Annotated in this window: 18 protein-coding genes and 2 pseudogenes; 10 read left to right on the forward strand and 10 right to left on the reverse strand. The window is 62.8% G+C overall.

From position 1 onward, the window contains the following. Positions 1-49: 49 nt before the first annotated feature. Together waaA and waaF are read right to left on the reverse strand one after the other, a co-directional pair. The gene (gene waaA, locus AB5Y64_RS18380) at positions 50-1318 is read right to left on the reverse strand and encodes a lipid IV(A) 3-deoxy-D-manno-octulosonic acid transferase (RefSeq protein WP_368204320.1); all 1269 of its coding nucleotides are present in this window, start codon (positions 1316-1318) and stop codon (positions 50-52) included. A 1-nt stretch (position 1319) separates the two neighbouring features. Next, positions 1320-2417, reverse strand: coding sequence for a lipopolysaccharide heptosyltransferase II (gene waaF, locus AB5Y64_RS18385; protein ID WP_039040986.1), 1098 nt, complete (start codon positions 2415-2417; stop codon positions 1320-1322). 339 nt (positions 2418-2756) lie between these two features. Here waaF and AB5Y64_RS18390 point away from each other — a divergent pair, with 339 nt between their 5' ends. Then, entirely contained in the window at positions 2757-3533 is a 777-nt protein-coding gene (locus AB5Y64_RS18390; RefSeq protein ID WP_039040995.1) for a glycosyltransferase family 2 protein, read from the forward strand. A 341-nt stretch (positions 3534-3874) separates the two neighbouring features. Here AB5Y64_RS18390 and AB5Y64_RS18395 read toward each other — a convergent pair whose 3' ends face one another. Beyond that, positions 3875-4918 carry a glycosyltransferase family 9 protein gene (locus AB5Y64_RS18395; protein WP_039040987.1) on the reverse strand — a complete coding sequence of 348 codons (1044 nt, stop codon included), beginning with the start codon at positions 4916-4918 and terminating at the stop codon, positions 3875-3877. A 221-nt stretch (positions 4919-5139) separates the two neighbouring features. Here AB5Y64_RS18395 and coaD point away from each other — a divergent pair, with 221 nt between their 5' ends. Further along, on the forward strand, positions 5140-5622 hold the full coding sequence (coaD, locus tag AB5Y64_RS18400; RefSeq protein ID WP_039040988.1) for a pantetheine-phosphate adenylyltransferase: 483 nt from the start codon (positions 5140-5142) through the stop codon (positions 5620-5622). Between the two features lie 73 nt (positions 5623-5695). Here the strand turns inward: coaD and AB5Y64_RS18405 are convergent, their stop codons facing one another. From AB5Y64_RS18405 to radC, 6 genes are all read right to left on the reverse strand, one after another. Then, complete coding sequence (locus AB5Y64_RS18405) at positions 5696-6568, reverse strand: VirK/YbjX family protein (RefSeq protein ID WP_039040989.1); 873 nt, start codon at positions 6566-6568, stop codon at positions 5696-5698. Positions 6569-6744: 176 nt separating this feature from the next. Continuing rightward, positions 6745-7557 (reverse strand): bifunctional DNA-formamidopyrimidine glycosylase/DNA-(apurinic or apyrimidinic site) lyase, encoded by an 813-nt coding sequence (gene mutM / locus AB5Y64_RS18410; RefSeq protein ID WP_010676112.1) that lies wholly within the window; start codon positions 7555-7557, stop codon positions 6745-6747. A gap of 14 nt (positions 7558-7571) precedes the next feature. Continuing rightward, a complete protein-coding gene (locus tag AB5Y64_RS18415; RefSeq protein ID WP_039040990.1) occupies positions 7572-8027 on the reverse strand; it encodes a hypothetical protein in 456 nt (151 codons plus the stop codon). Positions 8028-8117: 90 nt separating this feature from the next. Next, a complete protein-coding gene (rpmG, locus tag AB5Y64_RS18420; RefSeq protein WP_005323752.1) occupies positions 8118-8285 on the reverse strand; it encodes a 50S ribosomal protein L33 in 168 nt (55 codons plus the stop codon). Between the two features lie 11 nt (positions 8286-8296). After that, on the reverse strand, positions 8297-8533 hold the full coding sequence (rpmB, locus tag AB5Y64_RS18425; protein WP_005307492.1) for a 50S ribosomal protein L28: 237 nt from the start codon (positions 8531-8533) through the stop codon (positions 8297-8299). A 136-nt stretch (positions 8534-8669) separates the two neighbouring features. Then, positions 8670-9344 carry a DNA repair protein RadC gene (gene radC, locus AB5Y64_RS18430; protein WP_039040991.1) on the reverse strand — a complete coding sequence of 225 codons (675 nt, stop codon included), beginning with the start codon at positions 9342-9344 and terminating at the stop codon, positions 8670-8672. 147 nt (positions 9345-9491) lie between these two features. Between radC and coaBC the strand changes: the two genes are divergently transcribed. The 6 genes and pseudogenes from coaBC to AB5Y64_RS18460 all read left to right on the forward strand — a co-directional run bounded on the left by coaBC (position 9492) and on the right by AB5Y64_RS18460 (position 13128). After that, positions 9492-10694 (forward strand): bifunctional phosphopantothenoylcysteine decarboxylase/phosphopantothenate--cysteine ligase CoaBC, encoded by a 1203-nt coding sequence (coaBC, locus tag AB5Y64_RS18435; RefSeq protein WP_039040992.1) that lies wholly within the window; start codon positions 9492-9494, stop codon positions 10692-10694. A gap of 76 nt (positions 10695-10770) precedes the next feature. Continuing rightward, entirely contained in the window at positions 10771-11229 is a 459-nt protein-coding gene (gene dut / locus AB5Y64_RS18440; protein WP_010676116.1) for a dUTP diphosphatase, read from the forward strand. Positions 11230-11298: 69 nt separating this feature from the next. Beyond that, the gene (gene slmA / locus AB5Y64_RS18445; RefSeq protein WP_010676117.1) at positions 11299-11895 is read left to right on the forward strand and encodes a nucleoid occlusion factor SlmA; all 597 of its coding nucleotides are present in this window, start codon (positions 11299-11301) and stop codon (positions 11893-11895) included. 10 nt (positions 11896-11905) lie between these two features. Next, positions 11906-12007 (forward strand): annotated as a pseudogene (locus AB5Y64_RS18450) (nucleoid occlusion factor SlmA); the annotation flags it as partial. A gap of 27 nt (positions 12008-12034) precedes the next feature. Further along, positions 12035-12118 (forward strand): annotated as a pseudogene (locus AB5Y64_RS18455) (nucleoid occlusion factor SlmA); the annotation flags it as partial. Between the two features lie 173 nt (positions 12119-12291). After that, positions 12292-13128 (forward strand): mechanosensitive ion channel domain-containing protein, encoded by an 837-nt coding sequence (locus AB5Y64_RS18460; RefSeq protein ID WP_039040993.1) that lies wholly within the window; start codon positions 12292-12294, stop codon positions 13126-13128. Between the two features lie 116 nt (positions 13129-13244). Here AB5Y64_RS18460 and AB5Y64_RS18465 read toward each other — a convergent pair whose 3' ends face one another. After that, positions 13245-13433, reverse strand: a complete 189-nt coding sequence (locus tag AB5Y64_RS18465; protein WP_029314882.1) for a hypothetical protein — start codon at positions 13431-13433, stop codon at positions 13245-13247. A gap of 421 nt (positions 13434-13854) precedes the next feature. Here AB5Y64_RS18465 and pgi point away from each other — a divergent pair, with 421 nt between their 5' ends. Both pgi and AB5Y64_RS18475 read left to right on the forward strand, forming a co-directional pair. After that, a complete protein-coding gene (gene pgi / locus AB5Y64_RS18470) occupies positions 13855-15504 on the forward strand; it encodes a glucose-6-phosphate isomerase (protein WP_039040994.1) in 1650 nt (549 codons plus the stop codon). A 122-nt stretch (positions 15505-15626) separates the two neighbouring features. Then, positions 15627-16408, forward strand: a 782-nt coding sequence (locus tag AB5Y64_RS18475; protein WP_368203618.1) for an IS1595 family transposase, incomplete at its 3' end; no start/stop codon positions are given.

The following is a 16408-nucleotide window of genomic DNA, read 5'->3' on the forward strand; positions in this document are numbered from 1 at the left end:
CCGGGGTTTGGCAAACATGCTGGCGGGGCGGCCACCACGCCGCCCCGCCTCAGTCGTCACTTTCCAGGCTGGCGAGGCAATGGGAGAGGGTGCGCGCCAGCGCCCCCTGATTGCGCAGCACCACGGCGCGGGCCTGCTCCCCCATCTCGCGGCGGGCGCCCACATCGGCGAGCAAGGCGTTCACCTTGTCGCCGAGCGCCTCTGTATCCGCCACCACGGCGGCGCCCCCCTGGGCCACCAGCTGGCGGGTGATGTCGCTGAAGTTGAAATAGACGGGGCCAGTCAAGCAGGGTTTGCCCAGCGCCGCCGGTTCCAGCAGGTTGTGACCGCCCACGGGCACCAGGCTGCCACCGACAAAGGCGAGATCCGCCGCCGCCAGCATCAGCGGCAGCTCGCCCATGGTGTCACCCAGGTAGATCTTGTCCCTCTCGCCGACCGCTCTGCCCGCCGTACGCCGCACGCAACCGTAGGGGGCGCACAGCTCGGCCACCCGATCGAAACGCTCGGGATGGCGCGGCACCAGGATCAGCAGGGCGGAGGGATGGGCCTTGAGCACCCGATCGAAGGCGGCCAGCACCTGCTCGTCTTCCCCCTGGTGGGTACTGGCGGCGATCCAGACAGGTCGTGCCTCCCCCAGTTGCTGGCGCAGGGCACGGCCCCTGGCCTGCACCTCGTCGCCAAACTGGATGTCGAACTTGATGGATCCGGTCACCGCCAGCCGGTTGCGCGCTATGCCCAGCCGATGGAAGCGATCCGCATCGTCCTGATGCTGGCACAGCAGGTGGGTCAATGGGCGGCTCAAGGCATCGAAGGCCCCCTGGAGGCGACCATAGCGCTGACAGGATCGCTCCGAGAGGCGGGCATTAAGGATGGTCACTGGCAGGTGCCGTGCCTCGCAGGCCGCCAGCCAGTTCGGCCACAGTTCGGTCTCCATCACCCAGAGGGCACGGGGCTTGACGGTGCTCAGAAACGCCGAGATGGCCCAGGGATAGTCGAGAGGCGCATAGCGGTGCACCACCAGATCCCCGAGCTTAGCCGCCTGTTCAGCGCCGGTGCGGGTGGTGGTGGTGAGCAGGATGGGCAGCTCGGGGCGCTCGGCCTTGAGGGCGCGGATGAAGGGGGTGATGGCCAGGGTCTCCCCCACGCTCACCGCATGGATCCAGAGGGGAGCCTCCTGTCCGGTCGGCGGCAATCGTCCCAGATGCTCGGCCCAGCGTGCCCCGAAGCCGGGCTTGCCTTTTTTGGGCTTGTAGAGCGCCAGCAGCGCCAGGGGCAACCCCAAGTGGATCAGCAGGTTGTAGAGCAACCGGTAGATCATGCTAGCTATTACCTGGTACAGCAGCGGAGGATTCCACCGGCTGCCGCACTATGGTCAGATCTGCCGTTTCCCCACGCTCCAGCCGATTTCCCGCCTCGATGACCTGTTCCGGCATCAGTTCGATCAGGCACTTGAGGTGGCCGAACTTGCAGGTGCGCTTGAAGCAGGGGCGGCACTCGATGTCGGTGTGGACGATCTCGACCCTGTCCGCCAACGGTGGGGTATAGAGGGGCGAGGTGGAACCGTAGACGCCGATCAGCGGCCGGTTGAGGGCGGCCGCCACGTGCATCAGGCCCGAGTCGTTGGCGATGACCCGACCGGCCAGCGCCATCAGGTCGATCGCCTCGTGCAGGCTGGTCTTGCCCGCCAGCACGTGGCAGTTGGGGCGCGACAGGGGGTTGATCCGATCGCGGATGGTGTTGGCCACGTCCACGTCCTTGCCCGAGCCGAAGATCCATACCTGCCATCCCTCGTCGAGGTGCTTTTGCGCCACCACGGCGTAGTGCCCTTCCGGCCAGCGTTTGGCCGGGCCGAACTCGGCCCCCGGACAGAGTACCAGCACAGGGCGGGCACGATTCAGGCCGAGCCGCTCCAGCGCCTTGCCCTGGTTGATGAGATCCACGTGCAGGGAGGGATGGGGAATAGCGGGAATGTCGTCCCGACTCTTCATCTGCCCCTTGGGGTAGGCCAGAGCCACATAGCCTTCCACCATCAGCGGGAAGGCCTGCTTGTTGCTGCGCATGTCGTTGAGCAGACCGAAGCGGTGCTCCCCCTTCCAGCCGGTGCGCACCGGGATCCTGGCAAACCAGGGGATGAGGGCCGACTTCATGGAGTTGGGCTGGATGATGGCCTGATCGTACTGCTCCGTGGCCAGCTGCTTGCCAAGGCGGCGGCGTGCCCCCAGCTTGAAGTCACCGTGGCCAAGCGGCATGGGGATGGCCTTGTCCACCTCGGGCATGCGCTCCAGCAGCGCAACGCACCAGGCCGGCGCCATCACATGGAGCTCGCTGCCCGGGTGGTTGCTCTTGAGCGCCTTGTAGAGGCTCTGGGACATCACCATGTCGCCGACCCAGGAGGGGCCGATCACCAATATCTTCATCGCGCGTCTTCTCTCGGGACTGGCCCGGCTGTTGATCATTACTGGGCGAGATTATGCCCCAAGAAAGGCCGAAGAAATAACAGAAGATACCCGTCTGCTCCCGCAAAACGCCTACCTGGCAGGATCTGCTCCCCCGCGCATCCCTCCTGAGGCCCTCTTCGACCCGGACACGGCGTGCCCTGGGCCACCGACTGCCGGGTAGCAAAGATCCCCCTTTCCCCTCATTCAAAAGCGGGCCCACCGGGCCCTCGGGTCATGCCCCGCGCGGGGTTTTAGGCTAGAATGGGCGCCAATCCGAGCATGACCCGCCCGCCGGGCACCAACAAGAGTCCCTTGCCTGTGAAAAAACCGACCCTGGCGGCCGTCCTGATCGTCAAGAACGAAGCCGACAACCTCCGTGCCTGCCTCGCCTCCCTCGAAGGCCTGGCGGATGAAATCGTCATTCTCGACTCCGGCAGTCAGGATGACACCCCGGCCATCGCCGCCGAATTTGGCGCCCGCTTCTTCGTCAACACCACCTGGCCCGGTTTCGGCCGTCAGCGCCGCCTCGCCCAGTCCCATGTCCAGTCGGAATGGGTGCTGTGGCTGGACGCGGACGAGCGGCTCACCCCGGAACTCAGGGAAGCCATCCAGGAGGTCATGGCCAACCCGGCCAGCGACACCATCTACTCCATCCCGCGCCTCTCCTGGGTGTTCGGCCGCTTCATCCGCCACAGCGGCTGGTACCCGGATCGGGTGCTGCGCCTCTACCCCAAGGCGCTGACCGGCTACAACGAGGCGCTGGTACACGAGAAGGTGGAGGTGCGCGCCAACATGAAGATCGTCAACCTGCAGGGCGACCTCCTCCACTACACCTACCGGGATCTGGAACACTACCTGGTCAAATCCGCCGGCTACGCCCGCGCATGGGCCGATCAGCGCACCGCCCGCGGCAAGAAGGGATCCCTCGGCCAGGGGCTGGTCCACGCCGTCGGCTGCTTCCTCAAGATGTACCTGCTTAAGGCCGGTTTCCTCGACGGCAAGCAGGGCCTGCTGCTGGCCATCCTCTCCGCCCACTCCACCTTCGTCAAATACGCCGATCTCTGGGTTCGCCAGCAGCCCCAGCAGCCGAAATAGGGCATCGCGCCTCAAACATCGCATTAATCACTCACCCCTTGTTCCAGCGGGACAAGGGGCAAACCCTATTGCCATGGAGCGAGCGCAGCCCTCGCGGGGCCGCTCACGGCGCAAACCCGGGCGCCACGGACGAAAACTGGCCGCTATAAGCCGAATGCATGGATATTGGCAACATGACCCGACTCCGGCTTATACCGACAGGTTTCCCCTGCTCGGGGCCCGGGCAGGCCCGTCAAGGGGGCTGTCGGGGACCACGCCCGGTAGGCCGGTCTACCAGCAGGGCTCATCCCCATACAAGACAGGGCCCCGCGGGGCCCTGTCTGTATGTTCTGTGTGCGCTCTCAGCGCTCGGCGCGCCAGAAGGGCGGCGCCCAGCGGGCGATCTCTGCCGCCATGGCCTTGGGATCGAGCTGGCTCATGTCCTCCGGGTGGTCGCTGTCTTCCGGCGGGCTGAAGGGCAGATGGCGCCCCTCGCCATTGAGCGGCCGCCAGCGCAGCGGCGTCGCCGAACGGTGTGCCGGGAAGAAACCGACGGTCGGCACGTCCATGGCCGCGGCGATGTGCAGGGGCCCCGTGCTGCCCGCCACGAACAGGGCGGCGTTGGCCATCACCAGGCAGAACTTCGGCAACCCCTCGTCGGAGCGATAGATCCAGCCGTTGCCCCCATGGGCCAGCAGTTCGGCCGCCAACTGCTCCGCCTTCCCCTCCTCCCCCGGCCCTGCCGTCAACACGCACTGCAACTCGGGACAGGCCTGGTTGAGCTTGATGATGAGGCGCGAGTACTGCTCGATGGAGAGGTTGTTGGCCGAGCCACCGCTGCCCGCATGCACCATCAGCCAGGGGCGGCTGGCGTCGAGCCTGAGACGGGCGGCGACCTGCTCGCGCACCTGCAGCAGGCTCTCGGGGTCGAAGTCGAGGTAGGGGCCCTGTGGCTCTACCACGGTCTGATGCTGATCGGCGAGGAAGCGGCGCACCAGATCCAGGTTGTATTCGTACTCCGGCTTCTGGGAGCGGGAGCGGCGCTGCACCAGGCGCTGGTTGTAGAGCACCTGGGCCAGCTTGGTGGCTGGTGCCAGCCGGTAGGGAATGTGCGCCTTCCACACCAGCTTGGCATTGCGGGTGTTGGAGAAGAGGCAGATGGAGGCATCGAAGGCGGCCGCCTTGATGCGCGCCAGCAGGGCGCGTTGCTGCTCCTTGTCGGCCCGGGCGCCCGGATCCAGGATGATCTCGTCGATCCAGGGGCAGAGGCGGGCCAAGGGCGCCGTGTAGGCGGGAACCAGGGCAGTCACATGACACTCCATGGAGCGCTTGAGCATGGCAAAGCTCGGCCACGCCAGCATGAAGTCACCAATCTTGTCATTGCGGACTACCAGAATACGTTTCATAAAAAATCCCTATGCTCCCTGTCACCAGCGAAGGAGGCTTGATGCGCGATGGGGGTATTCTTGCCTGATGCAGGGCGATTCTCAAGCGAAGACGCCACGGGGCTCCGATTTGTGCGACCCCGACCGCCGATCAGCGCCAGAAATCCGCGCCATCCCGGTCGCGACAAACCGGCAACAGCCCCTATAATGCGACCAGTTTTCCGGTTTCAGGAATCAGCAGCATGACCAACAAGGTAATCTATCCCGGCACCTTCGACCCCATCACCAACGGCCATACCGATCTCATTGGCCGCGCCGCCAGACTGTTCGACGAGGTGGTGGTCGGGGTGGCCAACAGCCCGAGCAAACGGCCGCTGTTCGATCTCGAGGAGCGCGTTCAGCTGGCCCGGCAGGTGACGGCTCACCTGCCCAACGTCAAGGTGGTGGGCTTCTCCGGCCTGCTGGTGGATTTTGCCAGGGAGCAGCAGGCCAACGTGCTGATCCGCGGCCTGCGCGCCGTCTCCGACTTCGAATACGAGTTCCAGCTCGCCAACATGAACCGTCGCCTGATGCCCACCCTGGAGAGCGTCTTCCTTACCCCGGCGGAGGAGAACTCCTTCATCTCCTCCACCCTGGTGAAGGAGGTGGCGCTGCACGGAGGTGACATCCACCAGTTCGTCGACCCCCTGGTGGCCCAGGCCATCGCCACCAAGCAGCAGCGCTAATCCCTCCCCTGATGGGCAGAAACGAACAAGGGCTACCCGCGGGTAGCCCTTGTTGCATCAACGCACTGCACGCCTAGCTGCGGGCAAACTGCTGGCGGATCGCCCGCTCCAACTGATCGAGCCACTCGTAACGGCGCCGGTACATGGCCCGCTTCTTGGAGGCGATCTCCTCCAGCGGCTTGCGCACCACGGGTTGCAGCCGCACGAAGTTGGCGTCCTGATCGAGGGCGCCAAACTCCTGCCACAGCTCGTCGTAGTCCGCCTGGAGGCAGGCTTTCTTCTTCTTGCTGTACCTTCTTGCCTGGAAGATGTGGGCCTTCATGCGCACCGCACAGACCCGGTGGGCCCCCATGGCCCCGGCCAGCGCCATCACCAGCATCACCACCAGCGACTTGGGTCTCAGACCCTGACCCGCCCGGGTCAATGCCCGCACCTGCTCCTGGGGCTGCTCGACACAGGGCTCTGGCCCCTGCACCGACCCGATCACCAGGGCCAGCTCCTGTTCGTTGCCCGCCAGGGAGAAGGCACAGCTGTAGAGTCGCTTCCCCCGCGCGTTGACGATGGAGAGCGCCAGCTCCGCCTCCCTGCGGAAGGTGCCGTCGTGACGCAGCACGATGCGCCAGCCGCCATCGGGATAATGGCCCAGCACTATCCCCTCCCCCAGATAGAGCGGGTCGATGAGCTCGGGGTACAGGCCCAGCAGCAGGCGGTAGTGATCCTCCACCATCTTGACCCGCTGGTTCACCGTCGAGCAGGCGAAGCGATAGGGGCGCATCGGCTTGTCGAGCAGCTCGGGGTGGCGGGCGGGAAGCGCCCGCAGGGGGGCGCTCTGGAACAGCTCGAACACCCGGTTCAACTGCGCACGGTAGAGCAGACTGCGCAGCAAAAACTTGCCGCGATTGAAGGTCTTGCGGGCGCTGTCTTCGGGATAGAGGAAGCGGGCCATATCGTGGGCACAATAGTGCCCCTGCCGGGATAAATGTTCCCAGTCTATTGATTTAGCTGTCATTTTATTACCTCGCAGCCTGAACTGGCGAGATAGTAGTCATGGGCTGACGCCGCTTCAACAGACCGGAAATACTCTCTTACAACTTGGCCGGTTCCGGCTCAAAAATCCCGCTTTCAGCGTTGGCAGTGGGAGCAGAACACCGTGGTTCGCTGGCCCATCTTCACCTCGGTGAGCAGGGTGTGGCAGTGGAAACAGGGCTGGCCGCCACGGCCGTAAACCTGCAGCTGCTGGACGAAATAGCCCGGCTTGCCGTCGGCGCTGGTGAAATCCTTGAGGGTGGTGCCCCCCTGGCGAATGGCCTCGGCCAACACCCGCTTGATCTCGCTCACCAGGGTGCCCAGCCGCTCGGCGCTGATGTTGCCTGCCGCCCGCCTGGGATGAATGCCGGCGGCATAGAGCGCCTCGTTGGCGTAGATGTTGCCCACCCCGACCACCACGTGGTTGTCCATCAGGAACTGCTTGATGGCGGTGCTGCGCCCCTTCGCCCGCTCCCGCAGGTAATCGGCATGGAAGGCATCGGTGAGGGGTTCCGGCCCCAGCTTGGCGAGCAGGGCATGGGCCTCGGCCGGTTCGCGGGTCCACAGCAGGGCGCCAAAACGGCGCGGATCGTTGAGCCGCAGCAGCTTGCCGTTGGCCAGCTCGATATCCACGTGATCGTGCTTCTCGGCCGGGGTGCCGATGTCCAGCACCCGCAGGCTGCCGGACATCCCGAGATGGAGGATGGCGGTGCCGAAGTCGGTCTCCAGCAACAGGTATTTGGCGCGGCGGCTGACGCGGTGGATGACGAGATCCACCAGCTCCTGGATCTCGCCGGGCACGGGCCAGCGCAGGCGGCCGTCCCGCACCACCACGCGGGTCACCTTGATGCCGGTAAGCCAGGGGGAGATGCCCTGGCGGCTGACTTCGACTTCCGGTAATTCAGGCATGGGCGATCTCTCGTTCAGGGCATGGGACGCATCAGGTCACGGTATTGCGCCTGACTCAGGCTGAGCCAGGTCGAGGAGGGCAGCAGGGCGGCAAACTTGCCGTCGTCCTGATAGAGCCCGACTTCCACCGGATCGCTCTGTCCGGCGATCCAGATCTTGAGGGTCACCGGGGTGCCGCGCACGGGCTCGCCGGGGGGCAGCAGCCAGCCTTGCCACGCCTCGATGCGGGCCGCCAGCTGGGCGCTGCCGAGCCCCAGATCCGGCGCGCTGCGCCAGCCCTGGCCGATACGCTCTATCTGCCAGCTCGGCCCCTGCCAGGTCAACACCACGGCACTCTCCGGCAACAGCGGACGCGCGCGTTTGGCACTGTTCTCCTGCTGGGCCTGCTCCAGCCGGTGCAACAGGGTAATGACGATCAACACGACCACGATGATCACGTTGTTCCAGCCTTTGCGGCTCAGTTTGAACATGGCTAGCCTCCCTTCGAATCGGCAGTGTACTGAATTCCAGCCATAAAAAAACCCGGCACGAGGCCGGGTTTTTGCAGCGAAACCAAGTAATTACTTGATTTTGCCTTCTTTGTAGATCACATGCTGACGAATCACGGGATCAAATTTCTTGATCTCCATTTTTTCGGGCATGGTGCGCTTGTTCTTGGTAGTGGTATAGAAGTGACCAGTACCGGCGCTGGAGTTCAGGCGAATCTTATCGCGAATACCTTTAGCCATGATCTAATTCCTTATACCTTAACGCCGCTGGCACGCAGTTCAGCCAGAACCACTTCAACGCCGCGCTTGTCGATGATACGCATGCCTTTTGCGGATACGCGCAGGCTCACGAAGCGTTTTTCACTCTCAACCCAGAAACGGTGAGTGTGCAGGTTCGGCAGGAAACGACGCTTGGTAGCGTTGTTAGCGTGCGAACGGTTGTTACCAACTGCCGGGCGCTTGCCGGTTACTTGGCATACTCTAGACATGTCAGTCTCTCCAAATCTTACTTCATTGCTCGAGCAAATATCTGCCCCGCTGGCCTTCGATTGCGGGGCAAACAGAAGGCGGCATTTTATACAGCATCCGTGATCAAAGATCAACTAATACAGTGCCAGAGCCCAGTCACAACCAACCACGCTCTGCGAAAGAAACCGTGATGCCATCACCGATCACCAGGTGATCAAGCACTCTGATATCGACCAGGGCCAGGGCGGCCAGGATCCGATCCGTGATCTGGCGGTCCGCCCGACTGGGCTCGGCCACGCCGGACGGGTGATTATGCGCCAGAATCACGGCGGCTGCATTATGTTTGAGCGCGATCTGCACGATTTCTCTGGGCCAGACGCTCGCCGAGTCGAGGGTGCCGTAAAAAAGTTCGACAAACCGGATGACCCTGTGCTGGTTGTCGAGCAGCAGCAGGGCGAACACCTCCCGCCCCCGATCCCGCAACTGGGCTTGCAGAAAGTCCCGGGTTAGCCCGGGCGAGGTGAGCGCCTCTCCCCGTTGCAACTGTTCGGCCAGATGGCGCCGCCCCATCTCCAGCACCGCCTGCAACTGGGCATACTTGGCAGGTCCCAGCCCGTGAGCGCCACAAAAATCCTGCTGCTCGGCTCCCAGCAGTGCCCGCAGGGAACCAAACTGCTGCAACAACTGGCGAGAGAGATCCACCGCACTCAACCCGCTGACCCCGGTGCGCAGGAAGATGGCCAGCAGTTCGGCATCGGAGAGCGTCGCCGCCCCTCGGCGCAGCAGCTTTTCCCTCGGGCGCTCCTCTTCCGGCCACTCCTTGATGCTCATTTGTCTCTCCCTGATGGCTATTGAGAGAAAACATAGCAAAGAATCCCGCGAGCCCGACCACAACTCCCCCATGTCAGCCTCTGTCGCCACCCATTGCCTGTGCTATCTTAGCCGACCAGTCAGAGTGAGCCGGAAGAGAAGCAGCAGATGAGATTGGCCGATAAGCGCATCCTGTTGGGTGTCAGTGGCGGGATCGCCGCCTACAAGAGTGCCGAACTGGTACGTCGCCTGAAAGATCAGGGGGCCGAGGTGCGAGTGGTGATGACCCGCTCCGCCAAGGAGTTCATCACCCCGCTGACCCTGCAAGCCGTCTCAGGCCACCCGGTGGCCGACAGTCTGCTGGACCCGGCTGCCGAGGCGGGCATGGGCCACATCGAACTGGCCAAGTGGGCCGATCTGGTGCTGATCGCCCCCGCCAGCGCCAACCTGATGGCCCGCATGGCCGCCGGCATGGCGGACGAGCTGCTCACCACCCTCTGCCTGGCCACCCCAGCGACTGTCGCCCTGGCGCCAGCCATGAACCAGCAGATGTATCGCAACGCCGCTACCCAGGCCAACCTTCAGACCCTAGCCGAGCGCGGCATTCAGCTGTGGGGGCCAGACTCCGGCAGCCAGGCCTGCGGCGACGTGGGCCCGGGCCGGATGCTGGATCCCCTGGAACTGGTGGAACGCTGCTGCCAGCAGCTCGCCGCCGAACCGCTCCTGGCAGGCGTCAGGCTGCTGCTCACCGCCGGGCCGACCCGCGAGGCGCTCGATCCGGTGCGCTATATCAGCAACCACAGCTCCGGCAAGATGGGCTACGCCATCGCCCGCGCCGCGCGCGAAGCGGGCGCGGAGGTGACCCTGGTGAGCGGCCCGGTGGCACTGGCCACCCCGGCCGGCGTTACCCACATCGATGTGGAGAGTGCCCTGCAGATGCACGAAGCAGTGATGAGCCGGGTCGGTGAGTGCGACCTCTTTATCGGCTGCGCTGCCGTCGCCGACTACCGTCCCGCCCAGGTGGCCGAGCAAAAGATCAAGAAGACCGGCGACAACGACCAGATGCAGCTGACCCTGGTCAAAAACCCCGACATCATCGCCGATGTGGGGGCGTTGTCAGACAAACCCTTCACCGTCGGATTTGCCGCCGAAACCGTGGATGTGGAACAATACGCCCTCGACAAACTTCGACGTAAGCGGCTGGACATGATCGCAGCCAACGATGTGTCCCGTGCAGGCCAGGGCTTCAATGCCGATGACAACGCCCTGACCGTCTTCTGGCAAGGGGGTCAAGCCGCCCTGCCCCTGGCCGATAAGCTGACGCTCGCCCGTCATCTTGTCGCCCTGATTGCACGCCATTATCGACCCTGAGCCCATTGAACATGCCGGGAGCCCCAGGCTCCTGCAGTACCACCCGATCGCCAGGCGATCCAATTGAAAAAGATTCATGACGACACAAATTGAACTGAAAATCCTGGATGCCCGCATCGGCACCGACTTCCCGCTGCCCGCCTACGCCACACCGGGCTCCGCTGGCATGGACTTGCGCGCCCTGCTGGATGCCCCGCTGACCCTGGCCCCGGGCGACACCACGCTGGTGCCGACCGGGCTGGCCATTCACATCCAGGATCCGGGTCTGTGCGCCACCATCCTGCCCCGCTCCGGCCTCGGCCATAAGCACGGCATCGTGCTGGGCAACCTGGTCGGCCTCATCGACTCCGACTACCAGGGTCAGTTGATGGTCTCGGTCTGGAACCGTGGCAACGACAGCTTCACCATGCAGCCTGGCGAGCGCATCGCCCAGCTGGTGATCCTGCCAGTGGTACAGGCCAGCTTCCAGTTGGTCGACGAATTCAATCAGAGTGAACGGGGTGAAGGCGGGTTTGGTTCTTCTGGTCGCCAATAACAAGACCACACGGCCCCCTGGGGCACGTGCCAAATAATAGAATCAAGCCATTGTTTTTTAGGGGAATCCATGGCAAGCAGTAACCAGAAACAGAGTCGGCGCGATCAGATCCTGCAGGCACTCGCCCACATGCTGGAAACCAGCCCGGGCCAGCGCATCACCACGGCACGCCTCGCGGCCGAGGTGGGCGTGTCCGAGGCGGCCCTCTACCGGCATTTTCCCAGCAAGGCGAGGATGTTCGAGGGGCTGATCGACTTTATCGAGGATTCCCTGCTGTCACGGGTCAACCTGATCATGGCCGAAGAGAAGGACACCATGGCCCGCTGCCATCACATACTGCAGCTGCTGCTGGTGTTCGCCGAGCGCAACCCCGGCATCACCCGCATTCTCAATGGCGATGCCCTGCTGGGCGAACACGATCGGCTGCGGGATCGCATCAGCATTCTGTTCGACAAGCTGGAGACCCAGATAAAGCAGGTACTGCGCGAGAAACGGCTGCGGGAAGGCCAGGGCTTCCAGCTCGACGAGACCATGCTGGCCAACCTGCTGCTGGCCTATACCGAGGGCCGCATCAGCCAGTTCGTCCGCTCGGAGTTCAAAATCAAGCCCACCGCCGGGTTTGAAGATCAGTGGCAGTTCATCCGCAGCCAGTTGCTGCAAAGCTGAGCCAGCAGACCGCATCAACCAATGCACGTCCCGCTCCGAGTTCACAATCAAGCCCACTGCCGGGTTTGAAGATCAGTGGCAGTTTATCCGCAGCCAGCTGCTGCAAAGCTGAGCCAGCAGACCGCATCAGTCAATGCACGTCCGCTCCGAGCTCACAATCAAACCCACCGCAGGGTTTGAAGATCAGTGGCAGTTTATCCGCTGCCAGCTGCTGCAAAGCTGAGTGCGTACATGCCCAGCGTCCCTGCGCCAGCAGGGTTGTGACAAAACGGGAGGCCTTGGCCTCCCTTGCTTTTTGTGGCACAAAAGAAGAGACAAGCACCAGATGCGACCCAGCTTGTCGCGCTCAAATGTTAGATTCATCTGCCATAAATCTTCACACCAACAGGACATCCTATGGAACCCGAGATCATTACCGAAGCACAGACCTGGCTGACCAACAACCAGGGGCTGATCATCGAGTATGCGGTCAACATCGCCGCCGCCCTGATCACCCTGCTGGTCGGTTACATTGCAGCCAACCTTCTCAGCGGTGGCGTGGTCAAGGTGATGCAGACCCGCAAGCTGGACACCACCGTCACCCACTTCGTCGGCAGCATCCTCAAATACACCATCCTGGTGTTCGTGGTGATCGCCGCCCTGGGCCGGGTCGGGGTGCAGACCGCCTCCTTCGTCGCCATTATCGGTGCCGCCGGTCTGGCCATCGGTCTGGCGCTGCAGGGCTCTCTCTCCAACTTTGCCGCCGGTTTCCTGCTCATCATCTTCCGCCCCATCAAGGCAGGGGAATTTATCGAGGTGGCAGGCACCAATGGCGTTGTGCAATCGGTGCAGCTCTTCACCACCACCCTCACCTCGGGTGACAACAAGATGGTGGTAGTGCCGAACTCCGCCATCCTCAACGGCACCATCGTCAACTACTCGCGCATGGATACCCGCCGCGTCGACATGACCTTCGGCATCGGCTACGGCTCCGACCTGCGCAAGGCCAAACAGATCCTGGAGCGGCTGGTGAGCGAAGAGCCCCGCATCCTGAAGGAGCCGGCAGCCACCATTGCCGTTGCCGCGCTGGCCGACTCCTCAGTCAACATCGTGGTGCGTCCCTGGGTCAAGACCGGTGATTACTGGGGTGTCTGGTTCGACTTCCACGAGAAGGTGAAGCTCACCTTCGACGCCGAGGGCATCGAGATCCCCTTCCCCCAGCGTGTGGTCCACATGCAGAAGACGGCGGATTGATCCTCGGTGCGCGTTCTCCAGTGCCAGCCTTCGGGCTGGCACTGTCGTTTCTGCCTTCTGTGACATGAAAAAAACCGGCCACAGGCCGGTCTTGCGCACCAGGTCGCACCGTGTTCTCACCCCAGCCGACGTGCGACCCGGTTGAGCAGGGGCTGCATCAGCACATAGCCCCCCAGCACTGCACCGATCACCGCCAGCACGCGGATCTCCAGCGTCGGCGCCGCATTGGCCAGCGTCAGGGTCAGCAAACCGATGAGGCCGGTGGCGATCAGGCTCAGGGCAAACAGGGATAACAGGGCTTTCATCTCGATCTCCTCATTCCACACCATTGATTCCATACCTTGGCCATCCCTGGGAGATCTCGTCCATTCGGCTCATATGGTAGCCAGCGTCTGTTGCCCGCCATTTGCGCCTGCTCAAAAAACCGTCCGATGAGCGTCTGTTGAATACCCTTTTATCTGTCACGCCAGCTTTCCAGCGCCACGGCCGTGCTCCCCTTGAAATGAAAGCCTTTTCAACCCGAACAAGCATGCGCGAACGCAAGATCCCGGGGTACTGGGTGACTCATAATCGCACTGTTTTGGTTGTACACTCCCTCGTTGCAGACAATTGGTAATGCTCTGTTACACGGGGCGCACGGAGTGCCCGGTATAATGCTCGCATAATAAGGTTTGGCGGGAGCCTTGCCTGCAAGGTTCAAACACAACTTGGAAGACTGATAATCCTATGAAAAATATCAATCCAACCCGGACCCAGGCCTGGCAGGCACTGGAAGCCCATTTTGCAGCCAACAAGGAGATGCGTCTCAAGGATCTGTTCGCACAGGATCCCAAGCGTTTTGACAAGTTCTCCCTCACCTTCGGTGGCGACATCCTGGTCGACTACTCCAAGAACCTGATCACCGAAGAGACCCTCAAGCTGCTGGTGAACCTGGCTGGCGAGACCGATCTGCGCAGCGCCATCGACGCCATGTTCAACGGCGACAAGATCAACATGACCGAAGGGCGCGCCGTACTGCACACCGCCCTGCGCAACCGCTCCGACCGTCCCATCGAGGTTGACGGCAAGGACGTGATGCCGGAAGTGAACGCCGTACTGGCCAAGATGAAGGGCTTCTGCGAGAAGGTCATCGGTGGCGAGTGGAAGGGCTATACCGGCAAGGCCATCCAGCACGTGGTCAACATCGGCATTGGTGGCTCCGATCTGGGCCCCGTCATGATCACCGAGGCCCTGCGCCCCTACAAGAATCACCTGGAGATGCACTTCGTCTCCAACGTCGACGGCACCCACATCGCCGAGACGCTCAAGAAGATCGATCCGGAAACCACCCTGTTCCTGGTCGCCTCAAAGACCTTCACCACCCAGGAGACCATGACCAACGCCCTGACCGCCCGCGACTGGTTCCTCGGTCACGCCGGTGACAAGGCTCACGTGGCCAAGCACTTCGCCGCCCTGTCGACCAACGGCAAGGCCGTGGCCGAGTTTGGCATCGACACCGACAACATGTTCGAGTTCTGGGACTGGGTCGGCGGCCGCTACTCCTCCTGGTCCGCCATCGGCATGCCCATCGCCCTCTCCCTCGGCTTCGAGCACTTCGAGGCCCTGCTGCAAGGCGCCTTCGAGATGGACATGCACTTCGCCACTGCCGCCTATGAGCAGAACGTGCCCGTACTGCTGGCCCTGATCGGCCTGTGGTACAACAACTTCCATGGTGCCGAGTCCGAAGCTATCCTGCCGTACGATCAGTACATGCATCGCTTCCCTGCCTACTTCCAGCAAGGCAACATGGAGTCCAACGGCAAGTACGTGGATCGCGACGGCAATCCGGTTGACTACCAGACCGGTCCCATCATCTGGGGTGAGCCGGGCACCAACGGCCAGCACGCCTTCTACCAGCTGATCCATCAGGGCACCAAGCTGATCCCCTGCGACTTCCTGGCGCCGGCCATCAGCCATAACCCCATCGGTGACCACCATCCGAAGCTCCTGGCCAACTTCTTCGCCCAGACCGAAGCCCTGGCCTTCGGCAAGAGCAAGGAAGCGGTGGAGGCCGAGTTCCTGGCCGCCGGCAAGACGCTGGAGCAAGTCAAGGATCTGGTGCCGTTCAAGGTGTTCGAAGGCAACCGCCCGACCAACTCCATCCTGTTCAAGCAGCTGACCCCGAAAACCCTCGGCTCCCTGATCGCCATGTACGAGCACAAGATCTTCGTACAGGGCGCAATCTGGAACATCTTCTCCTTCGACCAGTGGGGTGTGGAGCTGGGCAAACAGCTGGCCAACAAGATCCTGCCGGAGCTGGGCACCGATGAGGCCGTCACCAGCCACGACGGCTCCACCAACGGCCTGATCAACACCTGGAAAGCCTGGAAGGCCTGATTGCTCCCGCCCTCCAGAATGCAAAAGCCCCGCTCGATGAGCGGGGCTTTTTTATGGCGCTGTCCCAATTATGTGTTGGAAGGCTAATCTGGAAGTAGGTCATCACCGCAAGGACCTTCATCATGGATACGCCAGCCTTCCAACACCTGTTGTCCCTCTTTCCATTACTTACTCTGCGTCAGCGCCGTGTCGCTCAGCATGAGCTCGCCGCTCCACACCCGATTACGTCCCTCCATGCCCAGTTACCCACATGCTGCGGCTGTCCCCACTGCCAGGCGGATGCCACCCAGCTGGCCCCCTGGGGCTGGAGCCGTGGGCTGCGTCGTTACCGTTGTAAGCAGTGTCGGCGAACCAGCTCCCTCCTCACCAAGACGCCTTTGGCCAGATTACGTAAGGCTGAGCATTGGGAGGACTACGCCCAGGCTCTCATCGACGGGCTCACTGTCCGCCAGGCCGCCGTCCGCTGCGGTGTTTGCAAGAACACCGCCTTCTTGTGGCGTCACCGCTTCCTGAAGGCGATGGCAAACCACCAGGCAACACGGGAAGAAGGCATTGTGGAAGTGGATGAAACCTTCTTCCTCGAATCGTTCAAGGGGCAGCGAGGGTTGCCTCGTCCGGCAAGACATCGTGGCGGGAAAGGGCGTACCCGGGGGACCGGGCGGGATTACATCCCGGTGATGGTGGTGCAGGACAGGGCGGGCCATCAAGCCGACTTTCAGCTGGAAAGGCTGGATGCGCAGACGGTGAAAGCGGTGTTGCAGCCACTCATCGCGCCCGATGCAGTGCTCTGCAGTGATGGTGCAGGGGTGTATGCCAGTTTCAGCCAAGCGCGGGGCATAACACATCAGGTGGTGTACAACCGTCGAGGTGAGCGAGTCATTGGGGCATACCACATCCAGCATGT

Origin of the sequence: Aeromonas sp. R5-1 (assembly GCF_040908265.1) — a bacterium.
GTDB lineage: Bacteria > Pseudomonadota > Gammaproteobacteria > Enterobacterales > Aeromonadaceae > Aeromonas > Aeromonas caviae.

Excerpts from the sequence above, each read along its gene's own strand:
- waaA (WP_368204320.1), bottom strand. The coding sequence starts at position 1,318 with ATGATCTACCGGTTGCTCTACAACCTGCTGATCCACTTGGGGTTGCCC.
- pgi (WP_039040994.1), top strand. The coding sequence starts at position 13,855 with ATGAAAAATATCAATCCAACCCGGACCCAGGCCTGGCAGGCACTGGAA.
- waaF (WP_039040986.1), bottom strand. The coding sequence starts at position 2,417 with ATGAAGATATTGGTGATCGGCCCCTCCTGGGTCGGCGACATGGTGATG.
- AB5Y64_RS18415 (WP_039040990.1), bottom strand. The coding sequence starts at position 8,027 with ATGTTCAAACTGAGCCGCAAAGGCTGGAACAACGTGATCATCGTGGTC.
- dut (WP_010676116.1), top strand. The coding sequence starts at position 10,771 with ATGACGACACAAATTGAACTGAAAATCCTGGATGCCCGCATCGGCACC.
- slmA (WP_010676117.1), top strand. The coding sequence starts at position 11,299 with ATGGCAAGCAGTAACCAGAAACAGAGTCGGCGCGATCAGATCCTGCAG.
- rpmB (WP_005307492.1), bottom strand. The coding sequence starts at position 8,533 with ATGTCTAGAGTATGCCAAGTAACCGGCAAGCGCCCGGCAGTTGGTAAC.
- AB5Y64_RS18465 (WP_029314882.1), bottom strand. The coding sequence starts at position 13,433 with ATGAAAGCCCTGTTATCCCTGTTTGCCCTGAGCCTGATCGCCACCGGC.
- rpmG (WP_005323752.1), bottom strand. The coding sequence starts at position 8,285 with ATGGCTAAAGGTATTCGCGATAAGATTCGCCTGAACTCCAGCGCCGGT.
- AB5Y64_RS18460 (WP_039040993.1), top strand. The coding sequence starts at position 12,292 with ATGGAACCCGAGATCATTACCGAAGCACAGACCTGGCTGACCAACAAC.
- coaD (WP_039040988.1), top strand. The coding sequence starts at position 5,140 with ATGACCAACAAGGTAATCTATCCCGGCACCTTCGACCCCATCACCAAC.
- coaBC (WP_039040992.1), top strand. The coding sequence starts at position 9,492 with ATGAGATTGGCCGATAAGCGCATCCTGTTGGGTGTCAGTGGCGGGATC.
- mutM (WP_010676112.1), bottom strand. The coding sequence starts at position 7,557 with ATGCCTGAATTACCGGAAGTCGAAGTCAGCCGCCAGGGCATCTCCCCC.
- AB5Y64_RS18395 (WP_039040987.1), bottom strand. The coding sequence starts at position 4,918 with ATGAAACGTATTCTGGTAGTCCGCAATGACAAGATTGGTGACTTCATG.
- AB5Y64_RS18405 (WP_039040989.1), bottom strand. The coding sequence starts at position 6,568 with ATGGCCCGCTTCCTCTATCCCGAAGACAGCGCCCGCAAGACCTTCAAT.
- radC (WP_039040991.1), bottom strand. The coding sequence starts at position 9,344 with ATGAGCATCAAGGAGTGGCCGGAAGAGGAGCGCCCGAGGGAAAAGCTG.